The organism is Pollutibacter soli, assembly GCA_029269725.1.
Lineage (GTDB): Bacteria > Bacteroidota > Bacteroidia > Chitinophagales > Chitinophagaceae > Pollutibacter > Pollutibacter soli.
Window position 1 is genome coordinate 102238 of record JARJHS010000005.1, and the last position, 17638, is coordinate 119875.

Consider the following 17638-nt stretch of genomic DNA (forward strand, 5'->3'; position numbering starts at 1 on the left):
GCTGTGGAATATAAAAAATGGGTAGTTGCTATTTTCCTGCGGGGCGCCGGTAAGGAACCATTTCTTTTTTCATGTTATAAAGAATGAAGTAGGCTTTGTCAACTTTACCTGATTTTTTCAGGTCGAATTCAATCTGGATATCTTCACCTTTACTCAGGAAAAATTTGTTCGGTGATTCGGGCGTGAGTTCAATCGGTTCTGATTTAACTGCTCTGTCCATCAATTGCACCGGTTGGTAATACAGTTTTTTATCTTTTTTAAAAATGTTTATTGTAATTGCATCAGGTATATACGGTACCGTATAGGCGCCTTCGAAACGACTGAGCTGCCTGCTTTCCATCGGATACTCTTTGTGTTCGTAAGCATTCACGACCGGCTGATCATTCATGATATATGCCAGCGCTCCTGAAATATATCCTGCATTGGATTCATTGTTTGAAAGCACGATAATCACCAGATCATCCCGCAGATACCTGATCATATCATTTTTGTACCCTGGCCATCCGGCAACGCCGGAATGGATATACCTTCCGAATTCATTCATGCCGACTTTCTGTGAACTCAGACTATAATAGATTTTATATGTCGTATCCCATAGTGCCCGGGATTGTTGCAGTTCGTCCTGGATAATGTTAGTGAAAAATTTATTATCCTTTAATGCTCTGTCAAATAAATAGAGATCTTCAGCAGTTGAGCTGATATTTCCGGCACCATAAATTCCATCAGGATAAATGACCCAGGAATATTTGATCAGGCTGTCAGGGATAATATAGCCGCGGGTGCTGTCTTTCACATATCCGTATGCATAGCCCGGTATTTTCTCACCCTTGGTGCGACGGGTATTGTAGACTCTTGTATTTTTTAATCCGATTGGCTTGCAGATATTTTCCTGGACGTAACTGGCGAAAGATTGTCCGGAAACTCTTTCAACAATTACAGCGAGTAATTCATATGCGACGTTGGAATATTCACATTTTGAACCGGGAGCAAAATCCGGAGGTAAGTTCTCGGCCGCGAGAAACTCGATCACATCCTTATTGTAAGCGAATTTTTTTCTGTCCCATTTTTTATCCATCGCTTCATATTCGTCAGGTAAGCCTGAAGTGTGTGAAAGCATCTGATAAATGGTAACATTTTTATAAGGAAGCTCAGGAATGAATTTTCTCAGGGTATCTGAGAGACTGAGTTTTCCTTTTTCCTTTAACTGAAAGATAGCGGTTGCAACGAAAGGTTTTGTCAATGACGCCAGCTCGAACATGGAGTTGGGCGACAGCTTTTCTTTAGTACTGAAATTACTATAGCCTATACTTTTTTCATAGATCATTTTGCCTCCTTTGGCGATCAGCACATTGCCGTTGAAATTATTGTACTTCTCTGCGGATTTAAGAAACAAATCGAGTTTAGTTACATGGGGATCCTGCGCAAAGATCAATGCAGGATAAATACAAAAAAGGGTAAGCAGCTTTTTCACGATATCTTGTTTTAATACTAAATCGGGTTTCAGGGCAGGTGGGTACGGTGCAGCCAGGGTAAAATAGTATGCCGCAAATCATTCAACGTGTTCATTTATGAAAAGTTGTCTGAGGCCGAAGGAATTTTAATGGTGATGTTCGCGAAGACCTTTTTGGGTCATATCACTTTACCTGGATATGGATATGATCATCGTTCCTTACAGCCTGGCAGCCATGGAACCGGATTTTTTCGCTGGAAAGTCCGAGCCTTGTTTTGAGGTGGGGTTCAATGAAGATTTTGTTGACTTTTTCATTCGATACACACCATTCTAAAAAACTTTTTGTTCTTTTTGAATCGAATCTGAAGATGTTTTCCTGCTCTGTGGCATCAGGTTCCTCATGAGGCTGTACTGCCAGTAGCCTTGTTTTCCGCAATCTCTGGAAATGTCGATTTCTCCTGGCCGGGGTTCTTCTGAAATGCCATAGCCGCAGAACGAAGGTGCTGTGCTGACGGGGTTCCCGGTCAATGCATCTGTATAGAAAAAAGAGATGTCAGGTTTTTTACCATCCTGATGACTCAGGTGTGGCCAAAGAGGGAAGCCATTGAACAAGGGGAAGTTTGCTTCCAGGTAATTGGTAACAGTTCCGGGATAGCGCAGGTTCATTTCTGAAGCGATATTCATAATCTGATCACGAAGCTCGGGTGTGACCCAATGCCTGTTCAGGACGCAGGTCATGATATTTAAAGGTTGCAGATTTCGTTGCTGTGTAACGGATAGTGGTAGACGATTAAACTCTCGCGCGATGGATGGGAGAATAGTAAAGCTGATGAGAAAATGACAAACAGAAACGAAAGCAACTTTGCAATTTTATCGACGAACGGGTTTGAAATTATTTTATCTATGAAATTGTAGAAACAGAGATTGATCAGCCAGATAATTCCGCCGATTTGCGTGATGATGGTCAGAAAGGCAATGATCAAAATATGTACAAATATTTGCAGCGAAATCCTGATCATTGAAACAACGTTCATGGGTTAACGTTGTTCGAAACTGAATCGTGTCTGAATGAGTTCTGATTTTTGATAACGAAATACTAAAACTTTGTTTTCTCTACTTCTTCGTGGTGTTTCAGATAAAGTGGCAGTGCCGCAGATCCATACCAGGGGAAAAGTTCAACATCGAAGATGCCGCCTTTCACGGAAGGATCAGTTTCCACCCAGGATTTTGCTTCTTTCAGATCACTGGTATTGAAGATGAATATGCCGCGGTATTTTTTATCGTTTTGCCCCATAGGTCCTGCTACGATCAGTTTACCTGCGTCAGCAAGTTTGTTGATGTTCTGCATATGCCCCACCATCAGGCTGTCTTTAATTTTTTTATCCAGCGTGTTCTCCTTCGATTTCAGGATGACGAAAGTATACATTTTCATTCCGTATTCGTCGGCTCCGAGTGAGTCGGCAAGTGCTTTGTTGAATTTCGGGTTTGTTGATTGCCCCTGGAGGCCGATTGAAGTAAAAATGAGGAGCAGGGTAGCTAAGCGTTTCATGGCTCTGTATTGCCTTAGTGAGTAATTTTTTATTGCTGAATAGGCTACAAGTTAGATGATAAAGTAATCATTGCAAGCCTGAATCGGATGAAGCAGGAATTTTGCTGGCGGAGAATGGAACCTGGTAGGTCTAAGACCTGCCAGGTTTAACAGACCTGCCGGGTTTAAACACCTTCAAGGTCTAAAACCTCCCAGGTCTTAAGACCTCGCAGGTAAAACTGTCTGCGTTGGAAGGTGCAACCGAAACCAGCATTTTCTGATGCAGAGTAACTCATTGATTAGTAAGAATTGCCGATCTAGCCGTGATAATGAAATGCCAACCTGGGAGGTCTAAGACCTGCCAGGTTTAAGAGACCTGCCAGGTCTTAAGACCTCGCAGGTTTTACTTTCGCGATCGCACGTCACGAAAACCCCACCCTTGATCAAGTCTTAAAATGCTCATGGCAAGACGTGACTATCTTGGTAAAAAAGTAAGAATATGCTTAGTCACATCGTCTCGATACTTGGATTTGTTGGAGTGTTTTTCTCCTGTTTTGAAGAGCAGACCTTTGTGGGAAGTACGCCTGCTGATCCGGAAGTGAGGAAATTCCTGGAAATGCCGTTAAAGGATTCTGTGGATTTCATCAGGTGGAAACTCCTGGTAAGCGAAAGCACTTACAAACTGGAATATAATTACGGTGTTTCAAAACCAGGCACGCCCGGATTTTACACTGATCATATTAAAGCTGTTGGCGGACAATTAACTCGCAGAGACAAAAATCTCGTTCTCACCAATAAAGGAAAAATCCTGAACCTCGCGCTGGTCAACAGGAATATTCTGCACCTGATCAATCATAATGGAAAACTGATTTCAGGAAATGGAGGATATAGTTATGCGCTTAATAATATTCATCCTGAGCTATCGGACCAGTTCAACTTGACTTCAACAAACAAAATTGATAAAAATCCGGAAGTATTCGAAGGCAGAACTCCATGCCAGGAAATATCTGCCGAACTGGGGCTTAATAAGACTGATGCCTGCACCAAAATGAAATGGTATATCATTTTCTACCGCGATTCTGCTACTGGAAAACCAAGTCACTATCTTTCAGGTGGGAGAGGATATCGCAAGGAGACTATGGAAAAAGGAACTTGGAAAATGCTCACTGGTGCGGATGACAGAATTATTTACGAAGTATATTCAGAAAAATATCACACACCAATACACCTCGTGAAAGGGGATGACAATATTCTATTCTTTACTGATGCATCCGGGAAACTACTTGTCGGAAATGAAGATTTCAGTTTCACATTAAATAAGAGAGATGTTGAATAAAGATAATCGTGTAGTCTGCTACAAAGTGAATTCTGATCTTTTTATCAGTATTCATCGATCTTCAGCTTTCGCAGCCTTGATAATATTTCACTGCGCGTACGCTTGAAATGATAGGCCAGCTCATCGACTTCGTATAATTCGTCGACATACATTCTTTTAAGATCCGAATCCTGATCGGAAGTCCACGGCTTTTTTGCCGCAGATGATTTCTGTTTGCTCGCAGCACGATCATATGTTTTATTTACAAACCGTTCTGAAAACCTGCTTTTTGCGAAATTTTTAAAATCGGGCTGATTCTGCATAGCATCAAGACCCGTTGGCTTTGGTTTCAATACTTCGATGAACTCAGATTTCGGAAAATTCTGCGGAACAAAAATATCCGGAATGCGTAGCCGATTTTTTGCGCGCGTTACGGCCACATATAGAAGATTAACTTCTTCATTCAATCTCGGAATATTCGGAGGGTTTTTTTTGTCCTCCATCAATCGTTTCAATCTTTCTTCTGTAATAAAATCATCCGAAAGTTTTACAACATCGTACTCCATTCCTTTGCAGCGATGTACTGTTGAAAAAATCATGTCAGCTTTATCTTTTTCATCGTCGCTTACATGGCGTTCTTTGATCGTCCGGAGGATATCTGGAATTCTATTTCCGTATTCGCGAACAATATTCACCATCATTCCTAATTGCATGTCTTCTGTTTTCTCCACATAATCTTCCAAATCTTTTAATGATTTCATTTGCTTAATCAGTTTATCCCTGATATAGTCAAATTTGTAGTTATATAGATTCAGCACATCATATAATGAAGCACCTTCGTCGGCATACGTATAAGAATGAATATTTCCTTCAAAATACAATCGTTGGTTTTTTACATTTCCTTCTACAAAATTGATGGCCTCGAGAAGCAAACCGAGGTTCGTTCTTGCCAAAGTTGCTTTTGAAGTCAGCGACTGTTGTGTACCTTTGCCAAACAGCTTTGCGTTCGACGAACCTCCCAGAATGCTTTTCAATTTTAATACCTCCATCGCAAGATTGGCAATGTCCTGGTGAAACCGAAAACTCGTACTCAGATTGAAAGAAGGAAAGCGCGTTTGCTCGAGAGAATTCACCGCATAACGCCATCCGTATATTTGCTGATGTGTGTCACCAACAATCAGTTTGATTGCTTTTTGCTTCAAAAAAATATCCAGCATCGCAGGCGAAGCATCTTGTCCCTCATCAAATAAGATGTAATCAAATGGAAGTTCGGGAGCTGCCAATTGAAATTTTTTCAGATAAAAATCGTGTGATATTTCAATTTCTGCTCTATCCATTTTTGCCAGGAGGGAGCGGGTCTGGGATTGTATCTCATTATAAAACTGCCTTACAAAAGTTTTCGCCTTTTCATCAGACACAGCATCGAGATAATTCAATTCCTGTACTTTTTCTTTGTTGCTGTTACAGAAATAAGTAAGGTATTTATTGATATGATTGGCGACGATGTATTCTGCATGTTGCTCGCTGCCTGGTTGCAGGTTGAGCAACTCCGCAATTTCACTGGTCTTATAGCCCTGTGCTTTTACCTGATATTTACTTTGATAAACTATGTACCTGAATGCGAGTGAATGAGCTGTTTCAACCTTAACATTAGTTATACCTCGCTCCGCAAATTTCCGCGCAGCCTCCATTTTTACAGATTTGTTAAAAGCCAGGTACAAAATTCTGGAGCTTGCCGGTCTTGAGCGTGCGAATTCTATTACAGTGGTCGTTTTGCCTGAACCAGCAACAGCATTAATCTTAATATTTCCCGATGACGCTATAATCGCCTTCTGTTCTTCCGTTAAGTTCATTTCTTCTTTTTCCGCAGAAATACAAAATTAGTTGATTCCTGCAGCTGAAAGGAAAGATTGCACCGTTTAATTCACCGGAAAAAAGAGAAAAAGACATTATTGCTTAAAATAGATTGCATTGCCAAATATTCTGCCAAAACTACTTACAAACATATCCTGTTGTTGACTTAGAACATAGTGATTAAAATAAAGAGGCTGATGGCAATGACGCACAAAGTCAGGCGGGTTTCCCGATATGGTCTGATTTTTCTGCAAACTATCATCGCTATGAAGCATAAGTAGCCAATTCCCTGATCCATTTACCTGTTGAATAACTTGATCTCATCCACGATCCTGATGAAAATGTAAAGTCGCCATTGCGGAAAAGTTCCAACTCAATTGTCTGAAACGGACGATGATATTTCCATTTGCCCTTAAGATTTCCATTTGCAGACTTATTGCTTCTGGAACCTTTTCCTATAGCCAGGTCGATATCAGATAGTGACAAAACAGCCTGGTCGTCCGATACATATCGTTTAATTTTTCACCTGCATCCAATTAAGCAGAAGCGTGCGAATGACTATAAGATGGTGGAACAGGTTCTCATCATTAAAGATTCGGTACTATTAATAAAACAATAAAAAGTGATGCAAGAAAATAACGGTAATAACATCTTAAGAAATTATCGTCAGCTGAAAATCTTTTGCCACCAGCTGAGTTTGTTTCTCTCTGGTGAATTTTGGCTGATTTTATTCGCTGCGATTTTTTTTTGTCTGAATCGTTCAACAATTTCTTCTGTGGGTAGTTGCAGTGCGCGCGTAGCATTATAGGCGACAAGATATTCTTCATGTTCTCGCAGGTCATGGAGAATTTTATTTGTTCGCTCATTGTCAAAATCAGGTAAAGTGTAAATGATATCAATCAGGTGTGTACTATTCCATTGGTTCTTAATTTCGCGCTCAACAATATCAATCATCTGTTCATCTTTACAGATGTTGAAAATGGCATGCGCAGTAATCACTTTTCCATAAGAGCTGGCACGGTACAGTAAATTGTATAGTGACGGTAATGCATTCTGTGATCGGATATATCCGAGAGCGGATACGGGCCAGAAATCATCTTTGCTGAGATGACTAATCAATTCCATTTCAGCAACCGCCAATTCAGTTGCATCGAGTTTGTCGAGCAGGTATAAAGGCGGACCATCTTTCCTGGTTTCCCAGCTGCTGGCGTACAAAAAATCATTCCGAAAATTATCGAGCGCTATCGACATGAATTGAATTGCGATCAGAAATTAATAACTATTGCGTGTTATTTGAAATTTATTTTTTGTGATATTTTTTCACGCAACATCGGTCGCCGGCAAACAATTCTTTTTGCATCAATTCTTTTGGATTAAGAAAAAACCAACTATAAAAGTTTGCATCTTCTTCACATGCGATCCTGAATTGCCAAACCTCGCCGTGCCCGTAAGTAACAACAAATGCACCGGCGAGACAGTCTGTCGATTTTCGGAAAAATCCGCCAGGTATCCGATACTTGAAAGTATCGGATACCTGGCAGCTTTCAGCAAATTCTAAAGGATTTTTGGATTTTCCAACGTGTTTTTCCCCATGGGAAATGTATTATTCCTTTTACTGATTGCAGTATTTCACATGGAATATCCGGCGAAGTTGTTTTTGAAATTGCCGTTTTGCCTAACGTCGGTTCCTCTCATTCTTCTTTACGTTTTCCACCACAGCTTCACCCACTTTTTTGCCAAGCACTAACGCAACTTCATTATCCGTTCTGAAATGAATCCCGCCCTGGAACCTTGATTCTGCACCATCTTTTGCCATTTTGTAAAACTCCGCTGAATCTGCGGGAAAAAAATAGGAATAAACTTCTGCCATAACAGCACCTATTGCTGCATGACCTGAAGGATATCCCGGAAAAGGCGGAGTGAAAAATAACGGTGGCGTATAGGTGGTGTCGTATTGAGAAGGGCGGATACCCCAGTAAGCGTATTTCGCGTCCCAGCAGGATATGAAACCATCATGCATTCCGATGGCGACGGTAGCATAAATTTTTGCGGCGAGCGGAGGATTAAGGTGATAATTGTATTCCATGAGTTTTCTGTTGAGCAAGTCATCCCAGGGTGAACCTGCTCCAAATAGAAAAGCATTTGCCTGGGAGCGGAAATTCGTTTTGTAGTTTTTCAGCTCGGCCATGTCTTTTGCAAAATCAGGTGGCGGGCCAGGACGAAACTGGCTGCCACTGTCGAGGACAACTGTTTTGTTATAGCCGCCCGTGGGGTACATCGGATTCTTACCTCTCCACAATCCAGGCTTGTCAGGGATTTTACCGTCCCAGACCCTGGTTGTTGCGTAGTTTTTGGTGTATTCAATTTCGGCTTCAGCAATAGTTTTGCCCAGTTCAAATCCCTTTCTCGTGTCTTCAGGAAAGGCAACACCTGCAGCAATCCGCGAAGCCATTGCACGTTGAGCAAGTTTTGAAACGGAATCTTTCAACTGGGGATAGAAATGCGAGAGGATGGTTACAGCAACACCTGCGGCTACTGAATGTTCACAAGGGTAGGATGGACTTTCTCCAATCAAAATCATCCGTTGAATTCTTTTATCTGCCTGGTAGGGACGTGGACGTTTAACCGAGTATTTGGTATCCCAGGCGGCAATAGTTGCATCATAAATGGCAACATTCAGCAGCATGAATGGAAGCGGACCAGTTTTAGGAATGTTTTCCATCCAGACACCATTGATCAGTTCCTGCCAGCGAAAACCCGGTGAGCCCGTATTCCAATAGAGAATATCGCGACGTTGATCAGCAGTCAGGTTTTTCTGAATAGAGATCACTTCATCAATCTCTTTTTTGTTGTTTTCAGGTGGAGAAAGTCTGTAGCTTTTCCCGGACGGGATAAACCATGTTACCCAATTACCGGCACCGGGCTCCGTTTGAGCCTTTACGTGAGTATAGCCGAAAGTCAGAACGGCGAGCATTAGAATCGTCCTTTTCATATTTTTTTGTTTTCTGGTACAAGAATATATCGTTGCTTGTTTCTGCAGATCGCCTGGTCTATGAACAGCTGTTTTGTGTCAACGAAAAACGCCCTACACATGCCTGATGATGGTGTTGGCGTGAAGACCTCATGTGTAGTAATTTTTGCGGCAACATCGCAAATATGAAATTATCCCATCACGCTTCGCAACCCGTGCTTCGGTCGATGCTCAGACAATGCATGCCGTCTCTCCGGAATCGTCATTCTGTCCTGAGTCTTGTGTTTTTATTTTTGTTGGTGTTCCCGGTAGTACCTCATGTGTAATAACTTTTGCAGGAACAGCGGCAAGTGTCAATCCGCCCCCGACATCCGTTGACCTAAATCCTTCATTCGTAGACGTTCGAACAATTAATCGGAAGTTTTTGACGACATTTATCGCCTAATCTGGCAGATGATATTTCCCGTCGACAAAACCCGTTTCAAACTTTTTCTCCGGATCGGTCTGATCTATTTACTCATTTCTTTATTCGCTGATTTTGTATCGAATCATGACAGGTTCTGGAACAGGTATTTTGTGCTCAATATCTGGCAGGCATTATTTGTAATGCCCCTGGCATATAATTTCTACGAAAACCTCGTACCCAAAATCACCAGGAAAAGAATGCTGAATTCACTGGCGATATTATTTGGTCAGCTGGTGTTGTTTTCGTTTGTGCATTACCTATGGTATCAATTGGGCCTGACTTTACAACTCTATGCGCCACCGAAAGAACCAGGAAGCATTGGTCATCAGATCGGCGATAACCTTGGTGATAGCATTGGCGCCATTCTTTTCTTCGGCATCCTGCGTCATATTTACGATTACCGGAAATTAAAAATCATGGCTCAGCAGCTGCGGATTGAGAAGCAGGCGGCGGAACTTAATTATCTTAAATCACAAACCAATCCACATTTTCTTTTCAATACGCTGAACAATATTTATTCGCTTGCCCGCGACAAATCCGATCTGGCACCAGAATCTATTATGCGTCTGTCAAAGATTTTGCGATACATGCTTTATGAAACCAGCGGAAATTTCATTGCTATAGAACAGGAGTTGAAAATAATTGCTGACTATATCGAACTGGAAAAACTACGTTATGATGAATCGCTGAGTATCGGTTTTAAGTATGATGTAGAGGATATGAAGCAGGCTTTACCGCCATTGCTGCTCATTCCGTTGGTGGAGAACGCATTTAAACATGGGGTATCGGAAACGCGAAGCAGGCCGTTTGTCGATATTTATCTTTCCGTCAATCAGCGTAAACTGAAATTTATGGTAAAGAATTCCGTGGACGGGATGCCTGACGAAAAAACTCCGAGAGAGAGTATCGGGTTAACAAATCTCCGCAGGCAGTTGCAATTACTTTATAAAGAATATGAACTGAATCTGGATCATAGTGCATCTGTTTTCACTGCCGAACTAAAGATCAATCTTGCGAGCTATGTCTAAGGTCAACTGCATCATCATTGAAGATGAACCGCTGGCGGTTAAGGTTCTTTCGGACTATATAAAGCAAACTCCTTTCCTCGAACTGCAGGCGAGTTTCAAGGATGCTATCCTCGCAACGGAATGGCTGCGTAATAACGACACTGAACTGATCTTCCTTGATATCCATCTGCCAAAGCTGAAAGGCATGGCATTCCTGAAAACGCTTACAGATCCGCCTGCAGTAATCATTACCACAGCATATCACCAGTATGCTGTGGAAGGTTTTGAATTGAATGTGACTGATTATTTACTGAAGCCAATCGAATATGAACGATTTCTTCAGGCTGTGAACAAAGTAAAAAGAGTAGAAACGCAAAAAAATGCAGACTCTTCCGAATCAAACAGGGATTATCTCTTCATCAGTGTACAAAAGAAAAAAGTGAAATTGCTTTTTTCAGAAATCGTCTATATCGAAAGTCAGCGTGAATATATACGCGTGGTCACTACAAAAAAAGTATGGCTCACCAAAATGAGTACCAATGAAATTGAAGCGTTGCTACCTTCAAAGATCTTTAAAAGAATACATCGCTCATATATCATCTCAACGGATAAGATTGAATCCTACACCGCCGATTCGGTTGAACTTGGCGGAATCAGTATTCCTATCGGCAGGGGTTACAGAGATGTGATCGAGGGTTTGTGATCAGGAATATTGTATTTTTTTCAAAGCAGCATACAAATCCCGTGTAACCGGCCCGGGCTGACCATTACCAATAGTACGGCCATCAACTGCAAGGACCGGAATGATGAGTTTAGTGGTACTGGTGATAAAAACTTCTGCTGCATCATTAAGCATATCTATTGTGAGTACCGCCTCGTCCACCTGGAATTCTTTCAAGCCCAATAATTGCTTTCTTGTGATTCCGGGCAAGACGTGATTTGCGGGCGTAAGCGCTATCCCATCACGAGTGACAATAAAAATATTAGTCCTTGGACATTCTCTTAATTCGTCGTTATAAAAATACAGCACATCATCTGCCCCTGCAGCCTTTACCTGCGGCTGTAGCCATACGGCATTCAGATAATCGATCGTCTTTACATCGGGAAACTGGCGCTGGTATTCGAACGTTGTAATTTTCCAACCACGATCAAAAATCTCAGGATTGTATCTAAGGAAGGATTGTGAAATTACCAGATTGGGTCTTGTAATGGTATAGCCGTCATCGGAATCACCGCCTGTAAGATTGATCCGGATGCCTGAATCAGGCAATTTGTTCTTCCGCATCAATTGACTGATGATGTCGGTCAGTTCTTCCCGGTTATACGGTACTGGCAACCGCATGGTTTCCGCAGACTTATAAAACCGGTCAAGATGATCTTCGAGGTGAAGAGGATGATCATTAACCGTCTTCAAAAAATCAAAGATCCCGTAGCCACGTTGCAAGCCGAGATCCTTTATGCCAATCTTTGCATTGTCTGTATCAACAAATTCATCATTGACAAAACTAAAATTCTTTGACATCAGCAACCTGTTTAATGCAATGCACAATAAATTGTTTACAAATGTGCATCAATTTGCGAGAGAATCATTTTCACTACAAGCGCCCTACTGATTAACGATATCAGTAGTCATGATCTGTTCGCTTAACAATTGATAGAATGCTTTCCAGATCTGGTCCTCAGTAGCATTTGTACCTGCCTTTTTATTGACATATGCCTCAACCGCTTCGAGTCCATAATTGTAGTTGATCACATAAGTGCGATTGACTTTTATGAAATCAATCGATTTTTTAGCTGTCTCCTCGTTGAGCAATCCATATTTCATCAGCCATTCGAGGGCCTGCGTTTCATTCATAGTACCGTTTATTAAACCTCGAGCAACTTCATTACGAACATAATTCAGTTGCCCGCGTATTGCTGTTGCGCGGAAGTAGGCGGTGATGCCGGTTGTATCCAGGCCTGCGAGAGGCAACAACACCTCTTTCGAAAATTGTATCCTGTCATCGCCCGGAAATGCGAGCTGAATACCATAGTTACCGCTGCCTTCTGCAATGAACGACTGCGGACTGAATAAAGGATACATTGAAATTTCGATCAGGCCTTTTCCCTTGTACAGATTTTCTTCGAGCAACATATTGTACACGTGATGACCCGGGTAGCTTTCATGACTACCGACATCAATCGCACGATCGATGAAAATGTTGATATCGGTATTAATCTGTATAAGACTATTGTAATTTCCTTTGTACCAGTTGTAGCCGCTCCAGGGTTTATTGTTTACCAGTTCGAGTTCAAATCTTTCCTGACCCGGTAAAGTAAAATGTGCAAGTGTTCGTTTACGGCATTCCAGTATTGATGTTCTGAATACGGTATCAATTTTATTTTTTGGAATGATGAACCGGTTGGCCAATTGCTGAAAGCGATCAAATATACTGCCGTTACCGGGTAGAATTTTATCGAGCTCATCGAGTTTTTGCTGAAATGTTTTCTCATCATATTTTGGGGCAGTAACTCCGAAAAGATCCTTTGCCTCAGTGTCGAAATCAGCATATTCACCGGAAAAGATTTTGATTCTGCGTTCATATGCCTTAAGCTGCGCCAGCAACCATTTTGCTCTTGCAGAAACTGCAGCACTGGTATCACTGGTGATTTTTTGAAGTCTGGCAGATAGCGCAGTTACCTCATCTAAAAATTTCTGTTTCGGGAAAGCAGTATCGGCTTTCGTTTTGGGTTTCAACGAATCAGGGCCATAGTATGCGTCAACAAAACTTCCATCATACTGGCCGATGTCCAGTCCGAGACGAATATACTCTTCAGCGAGCTTGTTGATGTCAGGCGATTCAGTTTGCTTTGGAGAGCATGCTGCAACAAAGATGATTGCGGCGAAATAGAAGATGGTATTTTTAAACACAAGCGTCGGGTTTGGTAAAACGTGAATATCTCAAAGTTTTCAGATATATGGATGCTGCCGGTTGGTCTATTTTACCGTTTGGAGAAATGACCCACCCCCGGCCACTCTTCCGCTGCGCGAAAGAGGGGAGAGCAGTTTGCGGGCGCAGCTTCGTTCACTGTGTGGTAATGGCTTTTGGCTCGGTGGGATATAATTTACTGAAGGGTTTTGACTTGTCTCGAAATATCCATGACGAATAGCGAATTTTTGTTGGTGTTTCGACGGGCCTCGGAGTGGTTGTTGAAATTCGATAGAGGAGTCGAACACCAACAAAGCAGACTCACTCTGGCCACTCTCCCGCTGCGCGAAAGAGGGGAGAGGTGGTTGCATGTGCAGCTTTGATTATAATTTATTGAAGGGTTTTGACTTATCTGGAAATATCCATGACGAATAGCGAATCTTTGTTGGTGTTTCGACGGGTCTCGGAGTGGTTGTTGAAAATCGATAGAGGAGTCGAACACCAACAGAGCAGACTCACTCCGGCCACTCTCCCGCTGCGCGAAAGAGGAGATAGGTGGTTGCATGTGCAGCTTTGATTATCATTTATTGAAGGGTTTTGACTGGTCTCGAAATATCCATGATGAATAGCGAATTTTTGTTGGTGTTTCGACGGGCCTCGGAGTGGTTGTTGAAAATCGATAGAGGAGTCGAACACCAACAATCCCTGGCCTACTTCCAGTTCAACTACTCCCTATAGTATCCGTGAAACACCAACGGAATTCATTTTATCACTTCACCTGGTTTACGCTGATCAGCTGTAAATCTCGTCACCTTTACCTGGTCACCAATCTCAATACTCAACAAATCTTCGCCAACCTCTAACGGACCGTTATAGGTTTTCTTTGTACGACTGATGAGGTCATTCACCGTTGGAGGTGGGAGGGAAGGGTCAGCAGTGAGCAATACAATATGGGAGTATACCGCCAGTTTGGGATTGGTCTGTGAAAAGACTTTACCCGCTTCTTCGGGTGATATATGAAAGCCGAGGATCTGGTTAATTAATGGGGATTTTTGCATGGAGCTTTCATTCGCAGCAGCAACTTCATGCACGACTACATCTACACCCTTTGCATATCGGATAAGGTTTTCACTGTAACGTGTATCACCCGAAAGTATAACAGAATGACCAGCATAATCGATTCTATAACCCAACGCAGAATCAATGAACTCAGCATGGCGAACGGTAAAAGGAGTTACTTTCACCCCATTCTTTTCCCAAACGAATTTCTCTTCTATGTCGGTCGCGATTACCAGTGCTCCGCTATCCGCCTTGTTTCTTTCTTTACTGCGGGTAGTAATATCCCATGAATATGCTTTGACAAGATTTTCCATCATGTTCTGCGTCCCTGCCGGACCGAATGTTTCGAGAGGATGACTTCTCCTGCCATAAACTGCAGGTATCCATCCTGTGAGCCACAGATCCGGAATGCCAACCACATGATCTGAATGAAGGTGTGTCAGGAACAGTGCATCGATCGTACCCAACGGGATTTTCAGCTGCCATAGCCTTTGTGAAGCGCCCCTTCCACAGTCAAACAACAGTTTTTGTCCGCCGGCTTCCACCAGTATAGCGGGTCCGAATCTTTCTATAGATGGCACGGGTGCTCCGGTTCCCAGTAATGTAATTTTTATTGCAGGCTGAGCAGCTGCATCAATAATGTTAACAATAAATAAGAAAAGCAGAATTCCCGTTTTAAATAAGTTTCTCATCGCGAAAATATTTACTGTTGAGAGAGACAAATCTTTCACTCATAGTTGGTGTTCGCTTCAAATCCTTTGCTATTGACTGGTTCCCGTTTGGAACACCAGTACGTGTTAGGGTATGGCGATTCTCCGCTAAACCAGTTGTGAGTGATACTTGTTGGTGTTCTCTCCGGATCATTTTCATTGGCAGATTACTGTTTGTATCACCAACAAGCAGGATTAACTGAGCCTTCGGCTTACGTTATATATCAATTACATCAATCTTCTTCACCATCTCCTGCAGATTATCAATCACTGATCCATTACTTTCGATATAACTTTGCACCGTCGATGCTGCGATATTTTTTTCAGTATTGATCAATGAACTGAAAATTTTCCTCGAATCAATTCCCGGAAGTTCAAAAGCGGCTTTATCAAAAACTTTTCTGAATTCCTTATCATCTTTTTTTCCTTCGGCAACCATTTTTGCAGCGGTCAGCGCTTCATTCAATGCAATGATTTTTTCTTTGCTGACGAGGTCGGGTTTAGAAGCGATGGATTCCACAACGGAAGTGAGGTAATTGGTCGAAAGCGCATCCCTCGTCAGTTTATCATTACCGATAATAGAGCTGTGCTTTTTTGCTGATCGCTGCTGATCATCTTCAGGCTGACTGTTTTTTATTTCGATATAACTGATCGTAAAATCGCCGTTCGCATTTATTACATCGTCTATTGAAGTGAATTCGCGGAAAACAATTTTATTTTCTTTATCCATCACCGTTACGAGGTCTTTTGCCTTTGTATAGGCACTTCTGAACGGTTCTTCCTGCCCGATCTGCTGAAACAACAGCTGCGCAAAGGTTTCAGCGAGATAAGTGTTGATTTCTGTACCGCAGGAGATGATAATAGGTGCCTGTTCTCCGGGGCCCACCTGTTTGATGATTTCCTTCGCCAGCGGAAATGTTTCACAGGCGTTGAGAAAAATCAGTTTAATTTGTTTCAGACTACTCAAAATCACCCGCGACATTCTTTCCGGTTCGATCCTGTAATCGTTTGTAAGATTAATGCATCCATCCTTTGAATGACCGGAGAAATAAAAAATCGTAAAACGGCTGCCGTATTTGGAGAAAGTCTGCGTCAGCCTGTCTACATCAAAGATCTCATCCTTGATGTAGTAAAGTTTGTCGTTAAACGCCAGCGGCAAAAAGATATGGGTGATGCTCATTGCTTCCTCGGTGAGGTTGGGCAGCCGATCTTTCATGCTATTGGCAAATACCGTGTAGATCGTGGATTTTTCCATGGAATGAAGTAAGCTTTTGTCAGAATTTATGATGAGTCAGTATTACTTCAGAGCCATGAGTTCAGCCATTTCATTTCCTGATGAAACTGAAATATTTCTTAGGGTCGATTTTGAACATTTCTTCCTCACGAAACAGCGCAGATTCCCGACCGTAAGCGAAAAGATTGGGACGTTGAATAGCTGAAATCAGATCGAATATACGTGAATGTACCTGCTTATATGTTCCAGGTCGTTCGTTTTCCAGTAAAACCTTTCGGAGTGCGCCGGTCATCAGTCCAAAGCCATCCTGCTCAACAGCTTTCTCAGCATCCTGGCATGCACCGAGCAGCAGTACACTTGCAGCAATATCATCCTTTATTACTAACGGCATTCGGACAGCATCTGCGTAGTCCTGCTTATTGTTATGATATGCTTCAAGTCCGATGTCTCTTGGCGCTTCCCTGGTGACATATCTTTTTGGCAGAACAGTAGCTGTTTCTTCTCCCGCCCCTCTAGACATGGAGCCACTATGACAGCTGTCGGACACCATCAAAATTTTTACGCCTGCTTCAAAGCGACTGAAATGATCCCAGAGTTCATCATCTATTAGTTGCCGGTCCCAGAGACACCAGGTTTCATCCTGGAAATCGTCTTCATCATGATTGATATCCTTCACCTGGCCACCATGACCGGAATAGCTGATGAAAAGGAAATCACCGTTTTTCAGTGTTTCGCTTTGTTTTTTAAGATAGGCATTGACGTTAGCGGTGAGCGGCCTTTTGTATTCGTCAGCATCTGAACTCAGCAGCAGCGTTTGTTCTGTGATACCGGCTTTACCGGCAACTTCAGAATAAAATTTCGCGTCGTTCTCGCAACACGCCAGTATCCCATCCCAGCCATTGTAATGTACGGGGTTAACATTGTTGACACCGATATGCAGAGAGTAAGCCCGCATGTAATGCTGAATGATATACAAAGTTAAGAATGATTGTAAATGCGCAACCCGTTTTTTAACGAGGAGGGAGAATCCGGAATACGCAATACAGGAATAGCGGGAAACTGAAAACGGACATGTGGAACAGGGAAAAGGAGAAAACAGAAACAGAAACAGTGAAGAAAGGCAATAATAAGCAGG

At 42.3% G+C, this 17638-nt stretch carries 16 protein-coding genes; 3 read left to right on the forward strand and 13 right to left on the reverse strand.

Going from position 1 to position 17638, the window contains the following annotated elements:
• Nucleotides 1-28: 28 nt before the first annotated feature.
• The 4 genes from P2W82_RS13955 to P2W82_RS13970 all read right to left on the reverse strand — a co-directional run bounded on the left by P2W82_RS13955 (nucleotide 29) and on the right by P2W82_RS13970 (nucleotide 2999).
• Nucleotides 29-1471: a serine hydrolase gene (locus P2W82_RS13955; RefSeq protein WP_336516516.1), complete on the reverse strand. Its 1443-nt coding sequence runs from the start codon at nucleotides 1469-1471 to the stop codon at nucleotides 29-31.
• 309 nt (nucleotides 1472-1780) lie between these two features.
• The gene (locus P2W82_RS13960; RefSeq protein WP_336516517.1) at nucleotides 1781-2188 is read right to left on the reverse strand and encodes a hypothetical protein; all 408 of its coding nucleotides are present in this window, start codon (nucleotides 2186-2188) and stop codon (nucleotides 1781-1783) included.
• Between the two features lie 5 nt (nucleotides 2189-2193).
• Nucleotides 2194-2484: a hypothetical protein gene (locus P2W82_RS13965; RefSeq protein ID WP_336516518.1), complete on the reverse strand. Its 291-nt coding sequence runs from the start codon at nucleotides 2482-2484 to the stop codon at nucleotides 2194-2196.
• 62 nt (nucleotides 2485-2546) lie between these two features.
• Nucleotides 2547-2999 carry a YciI family protein gene (locus P2W82_RS13970; protein ID WP_336516519.1) on the reverse strand — a complete coding sequence of 151 codons (453 nt, stop codon included), beginning with the start codon at nucleotides 2997-2999 and terminating at the stop codon, nucleotides 2547-2549.
• Between the two features lie 478 nt (nucleotides 3000-3477).
• Here P2W82_RS13970 and P2W82_RS13975 point away from each other — a divergent pair, with 478 nt between their 5' ends.
• Nucleotides 3478-4314 (forward strand): hypothetical protein, encoded by an 837-nt coding sequence (locus tag P2W82_RS13975; RefSeq protein ID WP_336516520.1) that lies wholly within the window; start codon nucleotides 3478-3480, stop codon nucleotides 4312-4314.
• Between the two features lie 44 nt (nucleotides 4315-4358).
• Here P2W82_RS13975 and P2W82_RS13980 read toward each other — a convergent pair whose 3' ends face one another.
• The 4 genes from P2W82_RS13980 to P2W82_RS13995 all read right to left on the reverse strand — a co-directional run bounded on the left by P2W82_RS13980 (nucleotide 4359) and on the right by P2W82_RS13995 (nucleotide 9139).
• Nucleotides 4359-6146, reverse strand: coding sequence for a UvrD-helicase domain-containing protein (locus tag P2W82_RS13980; protein WP_336516521.1), 1788 nt, complete (start codon nucleotides 6144-6146; stop codon nucleotides 4359-4361).
• A gap of 265 nt (nucleotides 6147-6411) precedes the next feature.
• A complete protein-coding gene (locus tag P2W82_RS13985; protein WP_336516522.1) occupies nucleotides 6412-6633 on the reverse strand; it encodes a hypothetical protein in 222 nt (73 codons plus the stop codon).
• A gap of 180 nt (nucleotides 6634-6813) precedes the next feature.
• Entirely contained in the window at nucleotides 6814-7398 is a 585-nt protein-coding gene (locus tag P2W82_RS13990) for a hypothetical protein (protein WP_336516523.1), read from the reverse strand.
• Between the two features lie 424 nt (nucleotides 7399-7822).
• On the reverse strand, nucleotides 7823-9139 hold the full coding sequence (locus P2W82_RS13995) for a phosphatase PAP2 family protein (RefSeq protein ID WP_336516524.1): 1317 nt from the start codon (nucleotides 9137-9139) through the stop codon (nucleotides 7823-7825).
• A gap of 432 nt (nucleotides 9140-9571) precedes the next feature.
• On the opposite strand from P2W82_RS13995, the gene P2W82_RS14000 reads away from it, so the two are divergent.
• Together P2W82_RS14000 and P2W82_RS14005 are read left to right on the forward strand one after the other, a co-directional pair.
• Nucleotides 9572-10612 carry a sensor histidine kinase gene (locus P2W82_RS14000; protein ID WP_336516525.1) on the forward strand — a complete coding sequence of 347 codons (1041 nt, stop codon included), beginning with the start codon at nucleotides 9572-9574 and terminating at the stop codon, nucleotides 10610-10612.
• Nucleotides 10605-11294: a LytR/AlgR family response regulator transcription factor gene (locus P2W82_RS14005; protein ID WP_336516526.1), complete on the forward strand. Its 690-nt coding sequence runs from the start codon at nucleotides 10605-10607 to the stop codon at nucleotides 11292-11294. The genes P2W82_RS14000 and P2W82_RS14005 overlap by 8 nt, the downstream gene beginning before the upstream one ends.
• On the opposite strand, the gene P2W82_RS14010 is transcribed toward P2W82_RS14005, so the two are convergent.
• The 5 genes from P2W82_RS14010 to P2W82_RS14030 all read right to left on the reverse strand — a co-directional run bounded on the left by P2W82_RS14010 (nucleotide 11295) and on the right by P2W82_RS14030 (nucleotide 17458).
• Nucleotides 11295-12113 carry an aminotransferase class IV gene (locus P2W82_RS14010; RefSeq protein WP_336516527.1) on the reverse strand — a complete coding sequence of 273 codons (819 nt, stop codon included), beginning with the start codon at nucleotides 12111-12113 and terminating at the stop codon, nucleotides 11295-11297. It abuts the gene before it with no gap.
• Nucleotides 12114-12197: 84 nt separating this feature from the next.
• The gene (locus tag P2W82_RS14015; protein ID WP_336516528.1) at nucleotides 12198-13502 is read right to left on the reverse strand and encodes a hypothetical protein; all 1305 of its coding nucleotides are present in this window, start codon (nucleotides 13500-13502) and stop codon (nucleotides 12198-12200) included.
• A 759-nt stretch (nucleotides 13503-14261) separates the two neighbouring features.
• Complete coding sequence (locus P2W82_RS14020; RefSeq protein WP_336516529.1) at nucleotides 14262-15251, reverse strand: MBL fold metallo-hydrolase; 990 nt, start codon at nucleotides 15249-15251, stop codon at nucleotides 14262-14264.
• A gap of 235 nt (nucleotides 15252-15486) precedes the next feature.
• Nucleotides 15487-16524: a hypothetical protein gene (locus tag P2W82_RS14025; RefSeq protein ID WP_336516530.1), complete on the reverse strand. Its 1038-nt coding sequence runs from the start codon at nucleotides 16522-16524 to the stop codon at nucleotides 15487-15489.
• A gap of 70 nt (nucleotides 16525-16594) precedes the next feature.
• Nucleotides 16595-17458 carry a caspase family protein gene (locus P2W82_RS14030; RefSeq protein WP_336516531.1) on the reverse strand — a complete coding sequence of 288 codons (864 nt, stop codon included), beginning with the start codon at nucleotides 17456-17458 and terminating at the stop codon, nucleotides 16595-16597.
• Nucleotides 17459-17638: the final 180 nt, after the last annotated feature.